Source organism: Dyadobacter jiangsuensis, from assembly GCF_003014695.1.
Taxonomy (GTDB): domain Bacteria; phylum Bacteroidota; class Bacteroidia; order Cytophagales; family Spirosomataceae; genus Dyadobacter; species Dyadobacter jiangsuensis.
Genome location: NZ_PYAS01000008.1, coordinates 258,051 through 275,051 on the forward strand (window position 1 = coordinate 258,051; position 17,001 = coordinate 275,051).

Below are 17,001 nucleotides of genomic sequence, written 5' to 3' on the forward strand. Positions count from 1 at the left end.
TGCCTAGGGATCAAGCGGTTCATCGGCATCGATGTGCAATGCATCCAGCACCGGATAGAATTCGACATCCGTTTCGCTGAGCCGCTTACCCAGCTTATAAGGCACGTGATTCATTTCACGCATGCAACGGTTCACAAAAGCATCGCTCGAAATCGAATAGCTTTGCGACCGCATGGTGGAAACGAGGCACGGCTTCTCCACCGGCATGCCATAACGATACAGCAACCTCACCGCATTGCGCATATTGGTGGTCGTGTGGCGCGCGTGCGGGTCCATAATAATCGCACTTTCAGGCACTTTCAGAGTTTCCATCAGAAACTTCTTCATTTCAAATGCCTCGCTGTATTTCGTTTTGAAAGGGTGTACACGGCCACCTGAAACCAGAATGTATGGCGCCAGCCCTTCAAAATACCGCAACGCCGCCACCCGGCAGCGCAGCATCCCGCCTTCGCTCAACGCGCGGTCGTAGGTATCCGGCCCCGCGCCTGGAACGAGTATCAGCGTGTATTTGAATTTGTTCCAATCAATTTTCTTCACGCGGTCGACTGCCGCTTTGTTAACCGTCGAAACCATCGGCTCATAATCGGCAGCCTCGTGGCGTTCGTTCACTTCCAGAAATTGGAGCGCATAATGCATGGAAGGCCCAAAAAACAGCTTTCCGCCTTTCCTCTCCTGACGCACAATATCCGTGGCATCATACACCAGTACCGGGTAGCTTTTGGCTGTTATTTTAAATTCGATTGAATCGATGGCGGGGTAGTTGGGCTTTTTCCCCTCTGCGTATACTTCTATGGTGTGATTAACGCCTCTGGCATCCTGCTCCCAGGCTTTACGTAATAATGCCTTTTCGCTCGCTTCTTTCAACAAAATATAGGTCCCGGAGGGAATCAGGTGCTGCTTTACCAACTTGCCTAACGCGTTGTTCTCGCTGTAAAGTGCTTCCAGTCTCGCCCCCACTGCATCGACTTCAGCGGCCGAGAACTTCATTTTGCCGGTATAGCACAGAAAATCACTCTTACATTCCTTCACAGACCTTTCCAGGTTTTCGGACTTCAACCCCGCCAATGTGGCCAATTCACTATCTTTTTCCAGCAGCGACTTCACATCCGGAAGTGACTCGAACAGCGTCAGTAAATACCAATTTTTGGATTGGACAAAAGAGTTGCCGGTAATCAGCTGATAATCCTGTTTCGGCGCATGGCCGGTTTGGGCGAAACTGGTCAGCGTGAGCAGCATAAAGAGTGAAAAGGTCAAAGGTTTAGTCATAGCAATAAAAGGAGTATGAAAAGGCCCGCAAACTAAGCGAATCCGTTTGACCGGATCGTTAAGTGAAAGTTAAGAAACAGAACCCAGACTCGACAACTTGAACGTATATTACTATACGCAAATCAACAATCCGTGCCAAAGGAGGACACCCATCCCACTTGCAATCCTGTCAATATTCAGCTACAAAAACAGTTCTACCCAATCATCAAAATTGAACCAATTAATTGATTTGGTTTGGAGTAATTCCAAACAAAAAAGCCCCTGGCAAAATGCCAGAAGCTTTTCAATTTTTAAGCACCCATTTTACTTATAAAAGTTATCGTTTTCCAGTACCAGCCCGGATCGTTGTTTTCTTAGATAAAAATTGCTTTTTTCCAGTTCAAATCCAAACTAAACAACCTATTCAATGACCGGGAGTACCTGGAAGCAGGAAGTCACCTGTTTAATTCTGTCGAAATCAAACCGTGAAGAGCCGGATTACCGGCGATCGTTGCAAATGAAGTGTAATAGTGTATTGTATGAAACAGAGCGGGGTGTCCATTTAACCCTCCTTTAAATCCAATTCCAGTAAGTGTTTTTGTCATGGCCAATAGCAACTTTTATTCTTTCACAAAGCATTCATTCCTTAGCGAGTTTAAAGTAATCCTAAATAGCTGTTGAACTAAAATAATTTCGCCGAATTATGCATTTATTTCGACCAATACCTATATTATTGCAGACGAATGAAATTTAGTACAGTAGTTAAGGTCAGAGTATGTTGTCTCCCGGCAGGTTGCGGTGTATAATAGTAGACGATGAGGCTGATGCACGCCGATTGATTGAAAAATATGTGCAGAAAGTTCCCTTTCTCGAATTGGCCGGCATTGCCGAGACCGCTACCGATGCCCTCTTCCTGATCAGGGATATGAAGCCGGACATTGTGTTTCTGGACATTGAAATGCCCGAAATGACCGGATTTGAGCTATTAAAGCTTCTCCCAGCCACCCGTCCGGCTATGATCATGATTACCGCCGACCCTTCTTATGCGCTCGAAGGGTACGAGCATGAGCTCACCGATTACCTTCTCAAACCCGTCTCGTTCGAAAGGTTCCTGAAAGCCGTCAACAAGGTCGACGGGGCACGTTTCCCGAAGCATTCTCCGGGTGCATCCGAGCCGGTGTCCAACATGGTTTCATCGACGAAAGAATCGCAGGAACAGTTGCCGGATACGGAGTTCTCCGGTGCGCGAAATGACTTTCTATTATTAAAAGAGAATAAAAAACTCATTAAAGTAGCCCCCGGTGAAATACATTTTATTGAGGGCATGCGCGATTACCTGAAATTGTATTGGTCGGACCGTGTTGCAGTTATTCATATGACGATGGCCAAAATCGAAGAAGCATTACCTTCGGCACAATTTCTGAGGGTAAACCGTTCTTACATCGTCAATAAAAAAGTAATACGGGAAATTGAAGGAAATGAAATCACCACGAACAGTGGCCGAAAGATCCCGATTGGCGTAACGTACCGCGCCAATGTGCTCGCTGCGTTACAAAAGAACAGAATCTGACAGGTTATGCGTTTCAATCCTATTTCATCTGAAAAAAGCGCAAAAATAACCAGGATTATTTATCACATACTGGCATGGATTGCGCTCTGGTGCATCGCGCATTATTACAGCATTCCAGCACTTACCAAAGACAACGTGTCCGTGGTATGGCATGCTTCGGCAGCGGTGTTCCTTCAATCCATTTCCGTCTTCTATCTCTTGGGCTATGTGGTCTTCCCCCGATTTTTGTACACAAGGAAAATACTGCCGTTAGTTATAAGCCTGGTTATCGTGTTTCTCCTGGTGCATATCACCAACTATTATGAGTTCAGGCACCTGGCATCGCTTACAAACGGCTCAGGGGAAAACGGTTTCTATGTTACCAAGTTATGGGATTTCTTTCAGGCACGCAGCCGATGGACGAGTTGCTTCACCGACTTTGACATTGCCTATACCGACTATGCGTGGAGCCTGTATTACATCACGCCCTTGCTTGCCATCAAAGTAATGCGTGACATTATTAATTCCCGCACAAAAAATATGCAGCTGGAAATGGAACGGCTCCAACTCGAAAAAGTAAACCTGAATCTGCAAACACAAAGTTTACAATTACAAAAAAACAACCTTAATCTCGAACTCAGCTTTCTAAAATCGCAGATCAATCCACATTTCCTGTTCAATACCCTAAATGCTATTTACACCAAAACAGTGGATGTTGATGAGCAAGCAGCCGACCTCGTTCTTAAATTATCGGATCTGATGCGATACAGTCTTTACGAATCGAGCAAAGAAAATGTAGTATTATCCAAGGAAATCAGTTACATCGAAAATTACCTGGACCTCGAACGCGCGCGTTTCTCCGATAAAGTGACCATTGAATACCAATTAACCGGCAATCCGGAAGAGTATCTCATCGCCCCGCTCCTGCTGGTTTCGTTTGTTGAAAATGCATTCAAACATGGTACGGCCAAAAGTAAATATGCATCTTACGTAAACATTTCCATCGTACTGGATCAAAACACGCTGTATTTCAAAATAAAAAACAATATTCCTCAGCATACCCGCCAAAGCCCGCCCAGAGCCAGGGAAGATAAAGTGGGCGGATTCGGGCTGAGCAACACCTCGAAAAGACTCCAATTGCTCTATCCCGACCGACACAAATTGTCGGTACAGCAGTCCGAATCCGAGTTCAGCGTCGATCTGGAACTGGAACTGGACTCTGCCAACGTGGTCCGGTATTTCAGCTCCTGATACCCGCGCGCCCTCGCCTCCGTATATATGCGAGCGTCAGGAATCCGCACCATTGAAATCACCGAACAAGTTTCTTTTCAATTACTTGGCAACAAGTTTCACCCGCTTCATAAATCGAGGAAGAAAGTACAACTACTGTCAAATTATTTTATTAGAAGTTATTTTACTTTTATTTTCAGATTTTCCTTTGGATATTGAAACATCAGTTGAAAAACGGCATAAAATTACCCCTCAGCTATCCAAAGATTTTTGAAAAGAGCATCGACCATGTTCATACTCAGTCACTCATTCATTCTCTGGACCTTCCACAAAAAATTTAATTTTTTGAATTAGAAAATGTCCGGATGAAAAACATTTTAATTGTAGAAGATTATCAGATTATCAGACTTGCAACCAAAATACTCGTTCAGGATTTGTACAAAGCCGCGGTAATACACGAGGCTACCTCTTTTAATGAGGCATTATCCGAACTTGCCGCACATCCTCAGGATCTTGTCATCCTGGATGTTCAGATTCCTGAGGGCCAGGGATTTGAAATGATTGGAGCAATGCGTGCCGTTCAGAAGAACGTGAGTATCCTTATTTTCTCGGCCATTGAGGAAAGGATTTACGGGATCCATTACCTGCGTGCAGGGGCAAACGGTTTTGTTTCCAAAAATTCGGAGACCGGGGATATTCGTACGGCGATTTTATCCGTCGCGGACACTGGCAGGTATGTAAGTCCGAGAATCAAGGTTGAACTGCTGAATCAGCTCGACAAACATAACTACCGGGCCGACAATCCGCTCCTGGACCTTTCAGCACGTGAAATAACGATCATGGACATGCTGATCGACGGGTTCTGGATCAAGGAAATAGCCTCGAAACTGGATCTGACAGAAAGCTCTGTCAGCACCTATAAGGCTCGACTTTTCGAAAAGCTTCATGTAACCACGCTGATCGAAATGTTCCAGAAGGTAAGCCATTACAAGGATATGGATTGAAGGCTTTGCTCGCCAAGAAGCTCTTTGTACCCTAAGCCCCATTCGTTCATCCTGTCGATAACGGGCATGATACTGCGCCCGACGTCGGTCAGTGTATATTCGGTATAAAGCGGAAAACCTGTTGACTGACATTTCTCGACGATCCCGCTCGCTTCCAGCTCACGCAGCTGCATATCCAGCACGCGCGGGGTAGCACCTTTGATTTCGCGGTGCATTTCGCTGGGCCGGCGAAACCCGCGCTGGATGGCGTCGAGCAGGCAAGGCTTCCATTTTGCCCCGAAAACTTTCATGGCAATGGTAATGCCGCATTCGAGGTCTTCCGGTGTTTTCCGCTGGTACATGATGCTGATGAATGAGTTGATGGGATATCGCTTTATTTAGCCCAATTTACGTAATACCGAATAGTTTTTCGGTTACCGAATCTTTTTTCGGTAATTGATAGCCGCCCGCCAGCTCCCGAATTTTGTGTTCATCAATTCAAAACGAACAGAAAATGAACACAAAACAAATTACCGTTATAGGTCTGGGGCAAATGGGAACACGGCTCGCCGAGTTGCTGGTTACACAGGGTTATTCGGTCTCCGTCTGGAACCGCACCCGGGCAAAAGCCGACGCTATTGCCGGTGTAAAAGTATTTGAAAACCTCGACGAAGCGATCCGTCAGAGTCCGCTGGTCGTAATATGCGTCCTGGATTACGAAGCGGTACATCGTATCTTCGAAAGTATTACGGATCAGTCCATTCTGACCGGCAAAACGCTCATCAACTTCACGACCGCCGATCCTCAGGAAGCCGAACAGCTGGAAACAATGCTCACCCACCTGGGTGCAGGGTTTATCAATGGCGCTATCCAGGTCGCACCCGACCAGATGGGCCTGCCGGAAACCACGATCATCGTTTCCGGCGAGCCAGAGCATTTCGAACGCAGCCGCGACGCCCTGACCGTCTTCGGAGGAAATATCAAATACCTCGGCGACCGCGCTGCATTGGCCTCGGCGATGGACCTCGCTACCTTGACCTGGCTGTACGGATCCTATACCGGTCTCATCCACGGTATTGTCCTTTCACAAAAAACCGGTCTGTCGCTGGGCGCATTCAGCGAAATCCTGGCTGAAATCACTCCCGGCTTTACCGAGTTTTTCAAACATCAGATCGGTGTGGTGGAAAAAGGCGATTTTACGATCAGTCAGAGCCCACTATCAATCAGTATGGCAGCGACGCAGCGCATTCACAATGCATTTCGAAATGCGGGTACGCGGCCGGATTTTGTCAAAACGATCAGCGACCTGTTGCAAAAAGCGGAATCTGATGGCTTGGCGGATCAGGAGCTTGCCGCATTGGTAAAAGTGGTCGAATAGCCCTGCCTGGTTTGCCCGCTGAGATCTCCTCAGATCCAGCGGGCTAGCAGTGTTTTGAATGCATCTTTGTACAACTCGCCTACCGGAATTTCGACCGGGCCGAGCTGTACGGCATTTTTGCTGACCGAATCTACCTTACTGACCGAGACGATAAACGAACGGTGAATGCGCAGAAAACGGGCTTGCGGAAGTTTTTCTTCGATGGATTTCAGGCTGCTCAGCGTCACAACCGGATTGAGTGGCGGCATGAGGTGAATTTTGACGTAATCTTTCACCGATTCGACGTGCGTAATCGCATCAAAATCGACTCTAATATGTTTGTAATCCGCTTTTACGAACATATAGTTTTCGGAAACCTCTCCCGCTCCGTTGTCCTGCAAAACCTCAAAATACCTTTTCGCTTTCGAGGCCGCCCGCAGAAATTCATCATAACCGAAAGGTTTCAGGAGGTAATCCAGTGCATCGACCTTGTAGCCTTCCACGGCAAACTGGTTATAGGCGGTCGTAAAGACGATGCGGGTTTGCACAGACGCACCCGACTGGCTGAGTACCCGTGCCAGTTCCATACCATTGAGGTCCGGCATCTGGATATCGAGGAATATCAGGTGGATCGTCTGCTCGTGCAGCGCCTGTAATGCCTGAACGGCGTTACCAAACCGGCCTTTCAGTTCCAGGAACGGAGTCTGCTCTACGAAAGCGCTGATGAGGTTCAGCGCCAAAGGCTCGTCATCAACGGTAATACAGTTTAATTTCATACGGGTTCGGCAATTTGCCCGACCTTCTCATGATCGAGCTGCAATGTCAGCAAAACTTCATAGGTCTTTTCTTCCGGTTCCTCGCGGATCATCAGCGTATGCTTGTCAACATACAAAAGATCCAGTCGCTTGCGGGTGTTTGCGAGACCAATTCCGCCCTTGTCTAGCTGATAGTCATCTTTTTCATGCGTAATATGATTAAAAACACGCAGCGAGAGCGTCCCGTCTGCAACTTTCAAGTCCACCACGATCCGGGAACGCTGCATTGCGCTTGACCCATGTTTAAATGCATTTTCTACAAAAGGCAGCAGCAGCATCGGGGCAATCCGGTAATCCCTGCCCGATACCGGCTCGTTGAATTCCAGCGTCGTGCATTCGTGCAGGCGGAGCGCCATGAGCGCGATATAGTCTTTTAGAAACGACAGCTCCTGTTGCAGCGGCACCGAATCGCTCAGTGTGTCGTACAACACGTAGCGCATCATGCGCGAGAGTTTCAGGATTGCTTCCCTTGACACCGGAATGTCGGAATAGGTAAGCGAGTAAATATTGTTAAGGGTATTGAAAAAGAAATGCGGGTTGATTTGCGCCTTTAAAAACGAAAGCTCGGAAGCGATGTGCTGCTTTTCGATGCGCTCGCGCGTCTGGGCGTCGGCCTGCCAACGTCGCGCCATGGCCAGGCTGGTACTGATCACCATCACGAGCAGCATGATCATAAACAAATGAAAATCGAGCCGGTAAGGGTCTTTCGGTCCTTTATTCGCCACCTTCGACATATCCGCCAGCACCCCCAGATTCACTTCGATTATCCGTGCGACGACCAGGAAGCAGATCACAACACCCACCAGCCAAATCCCGAACATTACTTTACCGTTTTGTTCAAATAGCAGCCGGGGTGCAACATAGAGCGCATTCACATAAAATACGCCAATCATAATGACCAGGTTCAGCGCCTGCTTGACCCAAAAGTTGGGCGGTACCGAAAAATTCCAGCTCAATGGAGGGTAAAAAAGCAAGATAAATCCCAGCAGTGACCAGACGGTCACGTGGGTAAGAACGGTGAAGTTATTTCTGGATCCCATGGGTGCTGATCGGCGTGTTACCTTACAAGTTCAGATCAATTGGCAAAAACCGCAAACAAAATCGATGGAAAGCCTTTTTTAGCAGTCCAATTCCAAAGATTTCCCCTCCAAGCCAAAACCATTTCTTCTACCCGGAGCTGTCGGAGCTAAAACGATTTAAAGGATAAAATAGCGGCGTCTGCGGATGACTTCCTCCTCTCTGTCCGCACTCGTCCTCCCGCGTTGAGATTCCCCCTAACTTAACCTTGCGGAAACGCATTGCCCGCCGACCCGATATTCATGAGAAAGATCAATTTCAAAAACTACTTCACCGTCGACCGCGACTCCTCCGAACCCGTTTATCAGCAACTCGTGGAAGCAGTATTGCATGCGACCAAAACCGGCCTCATCGACCGCGGCGACCGGCTCCCGTCCATCAACGAACTGAGTCGCCTTTACGCAGTATCCAGAAGTACGATCGAAAAGAGCTACAACAACCTGCGGGATATGGGCATCCTGGCCTCGCAACACGGCAAGAGCTATTACATCAGCCGCCTCGATCCGGCACCGGAACTCAAAGTGCTGGTACTATTCAATCAGCTCAATGAGTACAGTAAAGCCGTTTACGACGCATTAACAGAGCGTATCGGGCAAAAAGCGGGGATCGACTTTCATATTTACCATAACAGCTCCGCGCATTTTCGCACACTCGTCAAGCGAAAGCACGCGTCCTACTCGCATATCGTCGTCATCCCGCATTTCCTCGACGATCCCGAAAGCGGCTACCAGGCCATCTTGCGCCTGCCGAAAGAGAAGCTGATCCTCCTCGACAAGGAAGTACCAGGCCTCCATGAGTGCTTCGGCACCGTTTTCGAGCATTTCAGTCGCGATATCGACCAGGCTATTCATGAACTCGCTCCGGCGTTGCGCAAATACCAGCGCATTAACCTCATATTCCCCGAGCATACCTACTACCCCGGCACACTCGCGGAGGCATTCACCCGGGCCTGCGCAAAGCGCAACCTCGTCTGCCGCGTTTCCGCCGACCTTCCCAAAGAAATGATCCGCGACGGAGAGGCATTCATCGTCCTTTCCGACGAGCATCTGATGTTCCTCGTACGCGAGATCATCAACAGCACCGATCTGGTAGCAGGCAGGCACGTGGGCATTGTTTCCTACCAGGATAATGATGCAAAAAAGGCCATGCTGAATGGCATTACCACTATTTCCTCGGACCTGAAGGCTATGGGAAAATCGGCCGCGGATCTGATTCTGACAGGTGTAGGCAGGCACATTGCCAATCCGTTTTCGGTGATTTTGCGCCGTTCGTTGTAGAAACAGACCGGCGAATAATCAGCTCGATAATGCCAGGTCTCTTTGTGTATGCAATTGGTTACTTTTATATCAATTTACCAATTCACATGATACACTACTATGAGACAATCTTTCCGCATCGCCCCGATTCTTTTTCTTTTCCTTCTTCTTTCCCCAGCAGCATGGTCCCAGGGTATTTACCGGTTTTGGGGCATGACTTCCGAGCAAGGCAACTTCTACAAAGGTTCTATTTTCAGCGCCAACTTTCGTGGTATGAACATCAGGCAGGAGTACGGTTTCGACCTCGCCCGGCCCGGTGAAAATGGCTGTCATGATTTTTTCGAATACAATGGCGAGCTCTATGCCACGGCCTGGCAGGGAAACTGGGGTGCGCTCATTAAATGGAACCCTGTCACCAATGTTTTCACCAAGCTGCACGATTTCGATGCATCGTGCTATGGCCCCGAAGGCAACCTTTATTTCCGCAACGGGAAGCTTTATGGGCTCACTATGTTTGGTGGCGTGAAAGACTCCGGCATGATCTACGAGCTGGACCTGGCAACAGGGTCGTTTACCAAAAAGAAGGATTTAGGCACTTTGCTGCAAGGGTCATATCCCTCTGGTCACGCGCTCAGCTTTATGAACGGGAAGTTCTACGGCGTCGTGATGGACGTAATACAGAACGCGGAAAAGACCGTGTTCTTCGAATGGGATCCTGCAACCAATAATTTCACCAAAACGCTCCTGATCCCCGACGGTAACAAACCCGGCGCTTACCGTGCAATGGTTCCTTACAACAACAAATTGTACGGTATCGGCGCATCCATAGCCAATGGCAATGGCGTACTGTTCGAATGGGATGTAGCTGCAAATACTTACACGATCAAAAAGCAGTTCACCCAGGGCCTAAATGGTTACACGCCCCTCTTCGAACTTACTTTGAAAGGCGATAAGTTTTACGGCAGTACATGCAGGGGCGGCGCTAACAACTCGGGTGTACTCTTTGAATGGGACCCAGCCAATAATGTCTATACCAAGAAGATAGACCTGCCCGCCTACAAAAATCAGAGCGACGGTTTGAATGCGCCGCATATGACTCTACTGAATGACAAATTGTACTCCGTAGGCATTGGTGGGCCAAATGGCGAAGGTTATATTTATGAATGGGAGCCGGTTAGCAATGCATTCAATATCCGCTACAACTTTGACCCGCAAGGCGGCAGAATCCCTTACAGCAGGCTTGTTTATATCAACGGCAAATTTTACTCATCCACCTACGCGGGCGGGAAACTTGCAGGCGGGATTATGTATTCCTGGGACCCGGTGACGGGTGATTTCGACAAATACTTTGACTTCAATGTAAGCAATGGAACCCTGGCACTGGGTAGTCTTACGCAGAAAGGTGAAAAGCTGTACGGTATGACTTCAAAAGGTGGTTCGGAAGGCCTGGGCGTGCTGTTTGAATTCGATATGAATACTAAAACCTACAAACGCCTGCAAGACCTCGATTCAGCAAAAGGCATCAATCCGGAAGGCAATCTTACTCTCAAAGACGGCAAATTCTACGGCGTGACCAAAAAAGGCGGCGCCAATGATCTGGGCACATTGTTTGAATGGGATCCTGACAATAATGTTTTCATCAAAAGACACGACTTCACAGGTGCCGACGGCGCTTCGCCTACGGGCAGCCTCACATTGGAAAACGGGAAACTCTACGGAATGACCCAATACGGAGGAGCAAACAACTTCGGCGTCATTTTCGAATGGAACCCCGACCAGAACATTTACACCAAACACATTGATCTGTCGGAGTCCGAAGGCGCGCTGCCGCACGGAGATATGGTATTCCGAAACGGGAAATTTTACGGTATGACATTCGCCGGCGGGGGCAGTAACGATGGTGTTATCTTCGAATGGGAGCCTGCAACCAACATTTATACCAAAAAAATTGATTTCGACTCCAACAAAGGTACGAAGCCTTTCGGGGGACTTACCTGGTGGAAAGACAGCTTTTGCGGGCTTACCTCCGCGGGCGGAAGCATGAACTGGGGCACATTCTTCGCCTGGGATCCGGCCACGAATGCATTCACCAAAAAGTGCGATATGCCGTCGTACTCCGATGTCAGCATGTCTACGCCTGTTACTAACTATGGAAATCTCTACACCCTGATCAGTAATGGCGGCAGCCATTTCGGAGGGGCAATCGTGGTATGGAACGAGGCCAGCAAAAGTTTTCAAGCCGCAGGTTCTTTCAATTCAGAAACGGGACAAAAACCGGTTTACACAATGCTTACGCTGGTGAAGTCGCCCGCTGCAATTTCCAATGGCACACCCGGCGGATGCGCTCCGGGCCTCACCCTCGCAGACAGTACCGACGCTCCGCACACATGGCGGCCTGTCATCGATGACAATGGCGATATCATCGCCGAGTTGAATGGAAATGAGAACGCCATTGTGAATATTTACGCTTCCGTTCACGTCCACAACGGAGGTGCGCTGCAAGACCAGAACGGCCAACTTTACCTGGGCAGGAACCTGACGATGTCATGGACCAATTCCAACACGGTTCCAAACGCACCCACCTCAGCCCGGTTTTACGTCAAAAAGGAAGAAGTTGAAGCGCTCATCGCAGCCAACAATGCGAAGCCTGGCAACCCACCGATGACCAGCGCCGCCGATATGACAGTATTCCAAAACCACGCAGCAGCCTGCACCACGCGGATAGGAGCCACCGCACACCCGATCGTTTCGACGGTCGAACCATATGAGGGAGGCTATGTATTCACATTCGACGCGGAGACCGGTTCGACATTCTACATTGCGAGCAAAAACACAGTGGCATTGCCCGTCAGGCTCGCGGATTTCAGCGCACGGTTAGAGGGCAACAATGGCCTGTTAAGCTGGGAAACGACAGAAGAATCGCATTTCTCCCACTTCGAAATCCAGCGAGGCACGGACGGCAAGAACTTTGCCGCCATTGGCCGGGTACAGGGCAGTACCAACAGCATAGGCAGGCAGTACACTTTCATAGACAAGGGTTTGGCCGCTCTAAACGGCAGTAGCACCTATTATCGACTGAAAATGACCGATTTGGATCAAAGTTTCGCCTATTCGAAAATAGTACGGCTGCCATTGAATGGATCGGGCTCGGCCTTGTACCCGAACCCTGCCCATAAAACCGTGCGGATCAACCTCTCTTGGGAAACATCTGTCACGTGGCAGATCATTGATACGAACGGAAATGCTGTTTCCTCCGGAACTGCTGAATCCGGCAAATTTGAAGTGGATGTACAGTCACTCAAACCAGGTTTTTACATCCTGAAAGTCAACTCGGACCAACTGCACGACAACTTTAAATTGATCAAAGAATGAACATTGGAGTAAAACAAGAGCCCAGGCGTAACGTCACGTATTCGAAATACCGACGTGCGCCCTGGGCTGCGTATTGATGAAGTGCTTAATGAACTGCAAACTGCCCCGGCTCATAGCTTCCGGCTTCGGTGCGGAATGCGATGTTGAAGCGGTTGTAGGAGTTGATGGTCGTGATCGCGAGCGTCAGGTCGATGATTTCCTCATCTGTGAATTGTCCGTTGACGGCATTAAATACTTCGTCGCTAACTTCCCGGTCTTTCAGCACGGTTACGGCTTCGGCGTAGGCCAACGCGGCACGCTCGCGTTCGGAGTAAAAAGGTGCCTCCCGCCATGCATTCAGGAGGTATAGCCGCTGCTCGGTTTCGCCTTCGAAACGCAGGTCTTTGGAATGCATATCGATACAGAATGCACAACCGTTGATTTGAGATACACGCAGATAAATCAGGTTCAAAAGACCTCTTTCTACCTGAGATTTAGCCAGGTAACCACCCAGTCCGTACATGGCTTTCAATGCTTTTTGTCCCTTCTCCTGAAAATTGATTCGTTGTTCCATTGATAATAGTTTTGAATGATTGAATGATTGAATGAGTGAATGAGTGCATGAAAGGTCAGGTGTGGTCAAGTGTTGTCAGTTATGGTCGGGAGTCGCATTTATTTAATATTGACAATTCATGACTACTTCTGACCCAATGACTACATTCACTCATTCAAAATTCATATCCATGACGAACGAGTGCAGATGGATTGGACAACGCTATAAAAAAATCTTACTTTTTTAAGAACAGACAGGCGGTAGAACCGGATGTTACCGCGACTTTACAATAACATAACATTTCAATAATACCCTGGACAAGTAGATCCTCTTCTTTTGCGGCAAATTTTGTTTAACCAACAACATGCTCATGCATAAGAGATTTCTACTTCCTATTATCCTGACATTGCTTTGCTGCTTCGGTAACATCGTGGTGTTGAGGGCTCAAACTACGCAGGCGTCAATCTCCGGTACGGTAACCGACGACCAGAATGCATCACTGGCGGGCGCTACCGTTCAGGTGAAAAACGAATCAACAGGCTTTACGACAGGAACCATTACCAACGCAAAAGGGGAATATGCCTTTAAAGAACTTCCATTGGGCGGTCCTTACACGGTTACTGCTACTTACGTCGGTTTTGGCGAACAAAAACTGACCGGTTATCTCCTCCACCAGGGCGATGCGGTGAAAGTTAAGATGAGTATGAAGGACGCCGGCCAAACGCTTGAAGTTGTGAGCGTTGTAGCATCGGGTATCAAGAACAAAATTGAAAACCTGGGCGCTTCAACGGCTATTTCAGCACGGGACATTACGCGTCTGCCCGTGAACGGACGTAACTTCACCTCGTTGATGGACCTCTCGCCATTGAGCCGCGGAGGTAACATTTCCGGTCAGCTGGGTTCGTCTACGGGCTATACCATCGATGGTATGAGTTCTAAAAACCCGACCTCAGCAGGTGCCACCACCAGCCGAAGCGGCGCTCCCTATTCGATTTCGATTGAAGCAGTACGCGAGTTTCAGGTGGTTACCAACCAATATGACGTTACTTACGGACGCAGCGGCGGTGGTACGATCAGCGCTGTTACGAAATCGGGAACCAACCAGCTGAGCGGTAGCGCATTCAACTATACGCGCGCCGACTGGTTGTCGAGCCCTTACGACATTCGCGGTAACAAAATCAATAACAAATTCGCTACCAACCAGTTTGGCTTCTCGTTGGGCGGACCGATCCTGAAAGACAAGCTGCATTTCTTTGTAGCCTGGGATCACCAGCAGGACAGCCGTCCATTGATCATCGCCGACATCCTCAGCCCGGTAGATGAAAACCGTTTTAATGTAACCCGCGCTACGCTCGACCAATTCGTCAACATCGCCCGCAGCAAATACGGCATGTCAGACACCCAGCAGTTTGGAACATTTGACAAAAAACGTGGCTCGGATGCAGCATTCCTGCGTCTCGACTGGCAGTTGAACAACAGGAACCTTTTGACGATCCGCAACAACTACACCAACGACCGCAACAAGCTCGGTCTGGCTGATAACACGACGATCAACGCCTACGAATCTTACGGAAACGACTTCAACCAGGACAATAGCTTGCTGGCCTCGCTCCGCTCGACACTCAATTCGAAAGTGACCAATGAGTTGAAAGTGCAGCATTTGTTCGTGAAACAGAAAAGTGCGCCCGGCGATCAGCTTCCGGCAGCCAATATCCCGAGAGCGATCGTAGAGAATGTAAACTCCGTGTTGAGCGATGGCAATTCACGTTCGACCAACATCCAGATGGGCGGCCACCGTTTCGCGCAGGAGCGTTTTACCAACCATGTGGTTCAACTGGTGGATAACCTGTATTACAACACCGATAAGGTGGAGTACACTTTGGGCGCGGACATCATGATGACTCATTCGAATTCTACATATGGTTCGGAAGTAAACGGCCGCTTCCACTACAACGTGGACGCTGCTGCGGGGAAAACGTCCCTCGACCAGTTCAATGACCTGAAACCTTACCGCTACTACCGCGAAGTACCTTTGATGGACGACTGGTCAGTGAAAGGTACGATCTGGAATGCAGGTGTTTATGGTCAGTTAAAAACAAGCCTGGCTACCGGCCTGGACGTTGTGGCAGGTTTGCGCCTCGACTACGCACATTACCCGAGCTCGCCCCTGAACCAGACTTTGTACGACGCCCTGAAGATCCGCACCGACAATAAGATCAAGTCGTTTGTCGTACAGCCGCGCGTACAATTCACCTGGGATGTGAACGACAAGCATACTGATATTTTCCGTCTCGGCGCGGGTGTGTTCGCTTCCGATATTAACAACTACGTGGTGATCAACAACCTGACATTCGATGGAAAACACCTCGCGACAGTCGATGTACGCAGCCCGAACATCCCTACCCCGGATTTTGCAGCTTACCGCGCCAATTACAACAGCATTCCGACCTTGTCGCAATTCCAGTTGCCGACAATTAATACCAATGCCAAAGACGCCCGGGTGCCGATCATTTACAAGGCTAACATTTCCTACAACAAATACCTGACTGACAAACTGAAAGTGGGTATCGCGGGTTATATGAGCCTTGGCCGCAATAACTATATGTATGTGGACAGAAACATGGTCGATGAGCCATTCTTCCGCCTTGCCAATGAAGGCAACCGCGGCGTGTTCGTACCAGGCGGCGACAAAATGCCTACCAACGGTGCCGGCGACTGGTTGCAGGGACGTAAATCGACGCAATTCGGCCGCGTACTGGAACTGAACAGCGAAGGGAAAGTGAATGCATTCTCGGTTGTAGCGGATGTGAAATACCAGTATTTCCGCGACGGCGAGATCACTTTGAGCTACACTTACAATGATGTGAAAGACAACACCTCTTTCAATGGTAACGTAGCGAACAGCGCCACGCTCTCCCTACCGGTAAGGGACGATCCGCGTAACCTGAGCCTGATGTCATATTCCGACAACCAGTTCCGCCACAAAATCGTATTCTACGGCTCGCTGCCTAGCTTCTGGGGCGTGAATGTGGGTGTTCGCTATTCGGGAATCGGCGGTACGCGTTATACCCTGCTCTCGGGCGGTAACACCAACGGTGACTTCGTGGGTACGAACGACCTCGCATTTGTTTTCGACAGAAACGATCCAAGCGTACCTGAGAACGTGCGTACAGGCCTTCAGGCAATCCTGGACAACAAAGACGCAAGCCAGAGCATTAAGGATTACATCACTAAAAACTCGGGTAAAATCGCTGAAAGAAACGGCGGTATCAATGGTTTCTATGGCGTGTTCGACGTTCGTGCGTCGAAACGCATCAGAATCGCCGGCACACATGCTATCGAAGTTTCTGCCGACATTTTCAACTTTGCCAACTTCCTGAACAAGGATTGGGGCCGCAACAAGTCGCTCGGTACCCAGGCACTTTATGCACTGGGCGTCCCTGCCGCCAACGGCAAACCTGCGCAAGCCGCATTCGACAGAACGAAAAACCAGTTTGTTTACCGTGTAAATACCGCCGGTGTGGTGACACCTTCGGGTAACCCTTACCAGGTGCAGATTGGTTTGCGGTATAGCTTCTGATGATT

12 protein-coding genes are annotated in these 17,001 nt (G+C 49.0%); 7 read left to right on the top strand and 5 right to left on the bottom strand.

The genetic code is table 11. The annotated features are described in order from the left end of the window. Positions 1-3: 3 nt before the first annotated feature. Complete coding sequence (locus tag CLV60_RS17980; protein ID WP_106596757.1) at positions 4-1,266, bottom strand: YdcF family protein; 1,263 nt, start codon at positions 1,264-1,266, stop codon at positions 4-6. 754 nt (positions 1,267-2,020) lie between these two features. Between CLV60_RS17980 and CLV60_RS17985 the strand changes: the two genes are divergently transcribed. The 3 genes from CLV60_RS17985 to CLV60_RS17995 all read left to right on the top strand — a co-directional run bounded on the left by CLV60_RS17985 (position 2,021) and on the right by CLV60_RS17995 (position 5,028). Further along, entirely contained in the window at positions 2,021-2,815 is a 795-nt protein-coding gene (locus CLV60_RS17985; protein ID WP_106596758.1) for a LytR/AlgR family response regulator transcription factor, read from the top strand. A gap of 6 nt (positions 2,816-2,821) precedes the next feature. Continuing rightward, the gene (locus tag CLV60_RS17990) at positions 2,822-4,045 is read left to right on the top strand and encodes a sensor histidine kinase (protein WP_106596759.1); all 1,224 of its coding nucleotides are present in this window, start codon (positions 2,822-2,824) and stop codon (positions 4,043-4,045) included. Positions 4,046-4,389: 344 nt separating this feature from the next. Continuing rightward, positions 4,390-5,028 (top strand): response regulator transcription factor, encoded by a 639-nt coding sequence (locus CLV60_RS17995; RefSeq protein ID WP_106596760.1) that lies wholly within the window; start codon positions 4,390-4,392, stop codon positions 5,026-5,028. On the opposite strand, the gene CLV60_RS18000 is transcribed toward CLV60_RS17995, so the two are convergent. Next, on the bottom strand, positions 5,010-5,369 hold the full coding sequence (locus CLV60_RS18000) for a winged helix-turn-helix transcriptional regulator (protein ID WP_106596761.1): 360 nt from the start codon (positions 5,367-5,369) through the stop codon (positions 5,010-5,012). The genes CLV60_RS17995 and CLV60_RS18000 overlap by 19 nt on opposite strands. A 152-nt stretch (positions 5,370-5,521) precedes the next feature. On the opposite strand from CLV60_RS18000, the gene CLV60_RS18005 reads away from it, so the two are divergent. Then, entirely contained in the window at positions 5,522-6,385 is an 864-nt protein-coding gene (locus tag CLV60_RS18005) for an NAD(P)-dependent oxidoreductase (protein ID WP_106596762.1), read from the top strand. 29 nt (positions 6,386-6,414) lie between these two features. Here CLV60_RS18005 and CLV60_RS18010 read toward each other — a convergent pair whose 3' ends face one another. Continuing rightward, the gene (locus CLV60_RS18010; RefSeq protein WP_106596763.1) at positions 6,415-7,140 is read right to left on the bottom strand and encodes a LytR/AlgR family response regulator transcription factor; all 726 of its coding nucleotides are present in this window, start codon (positions 7,138-7,140) and stop codon (positions 6,415-6,417) included. Then, positions 7,137-8,219, bottom strand: a complete 1,083-nt coding sequence (locus CLV60_RS18015) for a sensor histidine kinase (RefSeq protein WP_106596764.1) — start codon at positions 8,217-8,219, stop codon at positions 7,137-7,139. Before CLV60_RS18015 ends, CLV60_RS18010 begins: the two co-directional genes overlap by 4 nt. Positions 8,220-8,498: 279 nt before the next feature. On the opposite strand from CLV60_RS18015, the gene CLV60_RS18020 reads away from it, so the two are divergent. Both CLV60_RS18020 and CLV60_RS18025 read left to right on the top strand, forming a co-directional pair. Continuing rightward, the gene (locus tag CLV60_RS18020; protein WP_106596765.1) at positions 8,499-9,533 is read left to right on the top strand and encodes a GntR family transcriptional regulator; all 1,035 of its coding nucleotides are present in this window, start codon (positions 8,499-8,501) and stop codon (positions 9,531-9,533) included. 99 nt (positions 9,534-9,632) lie between these two features. Continuing rightward, complete coding sequence (locus CLV60_RS18025; protein ID WP_106596766.1) at positions 9,633-12,884, top strand: choice-of-anchor tandem repeat GloVer-containing protein; 3,252 nt, start codon at positions 9,633-9,635, stop codon at positions 12,882-12,884. Positions 12,885-12,969: 85 nt separating this feature from the next. On the opposite strand, the gene CLV60_RS18030 is transcribed toward CLV60_RS18025, so the two are convergent. Further along, positions 12,970-13,437, bottom strand: coding sequence for a carboxymuconolactone decarboxylase family protein (locus CLV60_RS18030; RefSeq protein ID WP_106596767.1), 468 nt, complete (start codon positions 13,435-13,437; stop codon positions 12,970-12,972). A 349-nt stretch (positions 13,438-13,786) separates the two neighbouring features. Between CLV60_RS18030 and CLV60_RS18035 the strand changes: the two genes are divergently transcribed. Then, entirely contained in the window at positions 13,787-16,996 is a 3,210-nt protein-coding gene (locus CLV60_RS18035; RefSeq protein WP_510185972.1) for a TonB-dependent receptor, read from the top strand. The last annotated feature ends 5 nt before the right edge of the window (positions 16,997-17,001 follow it).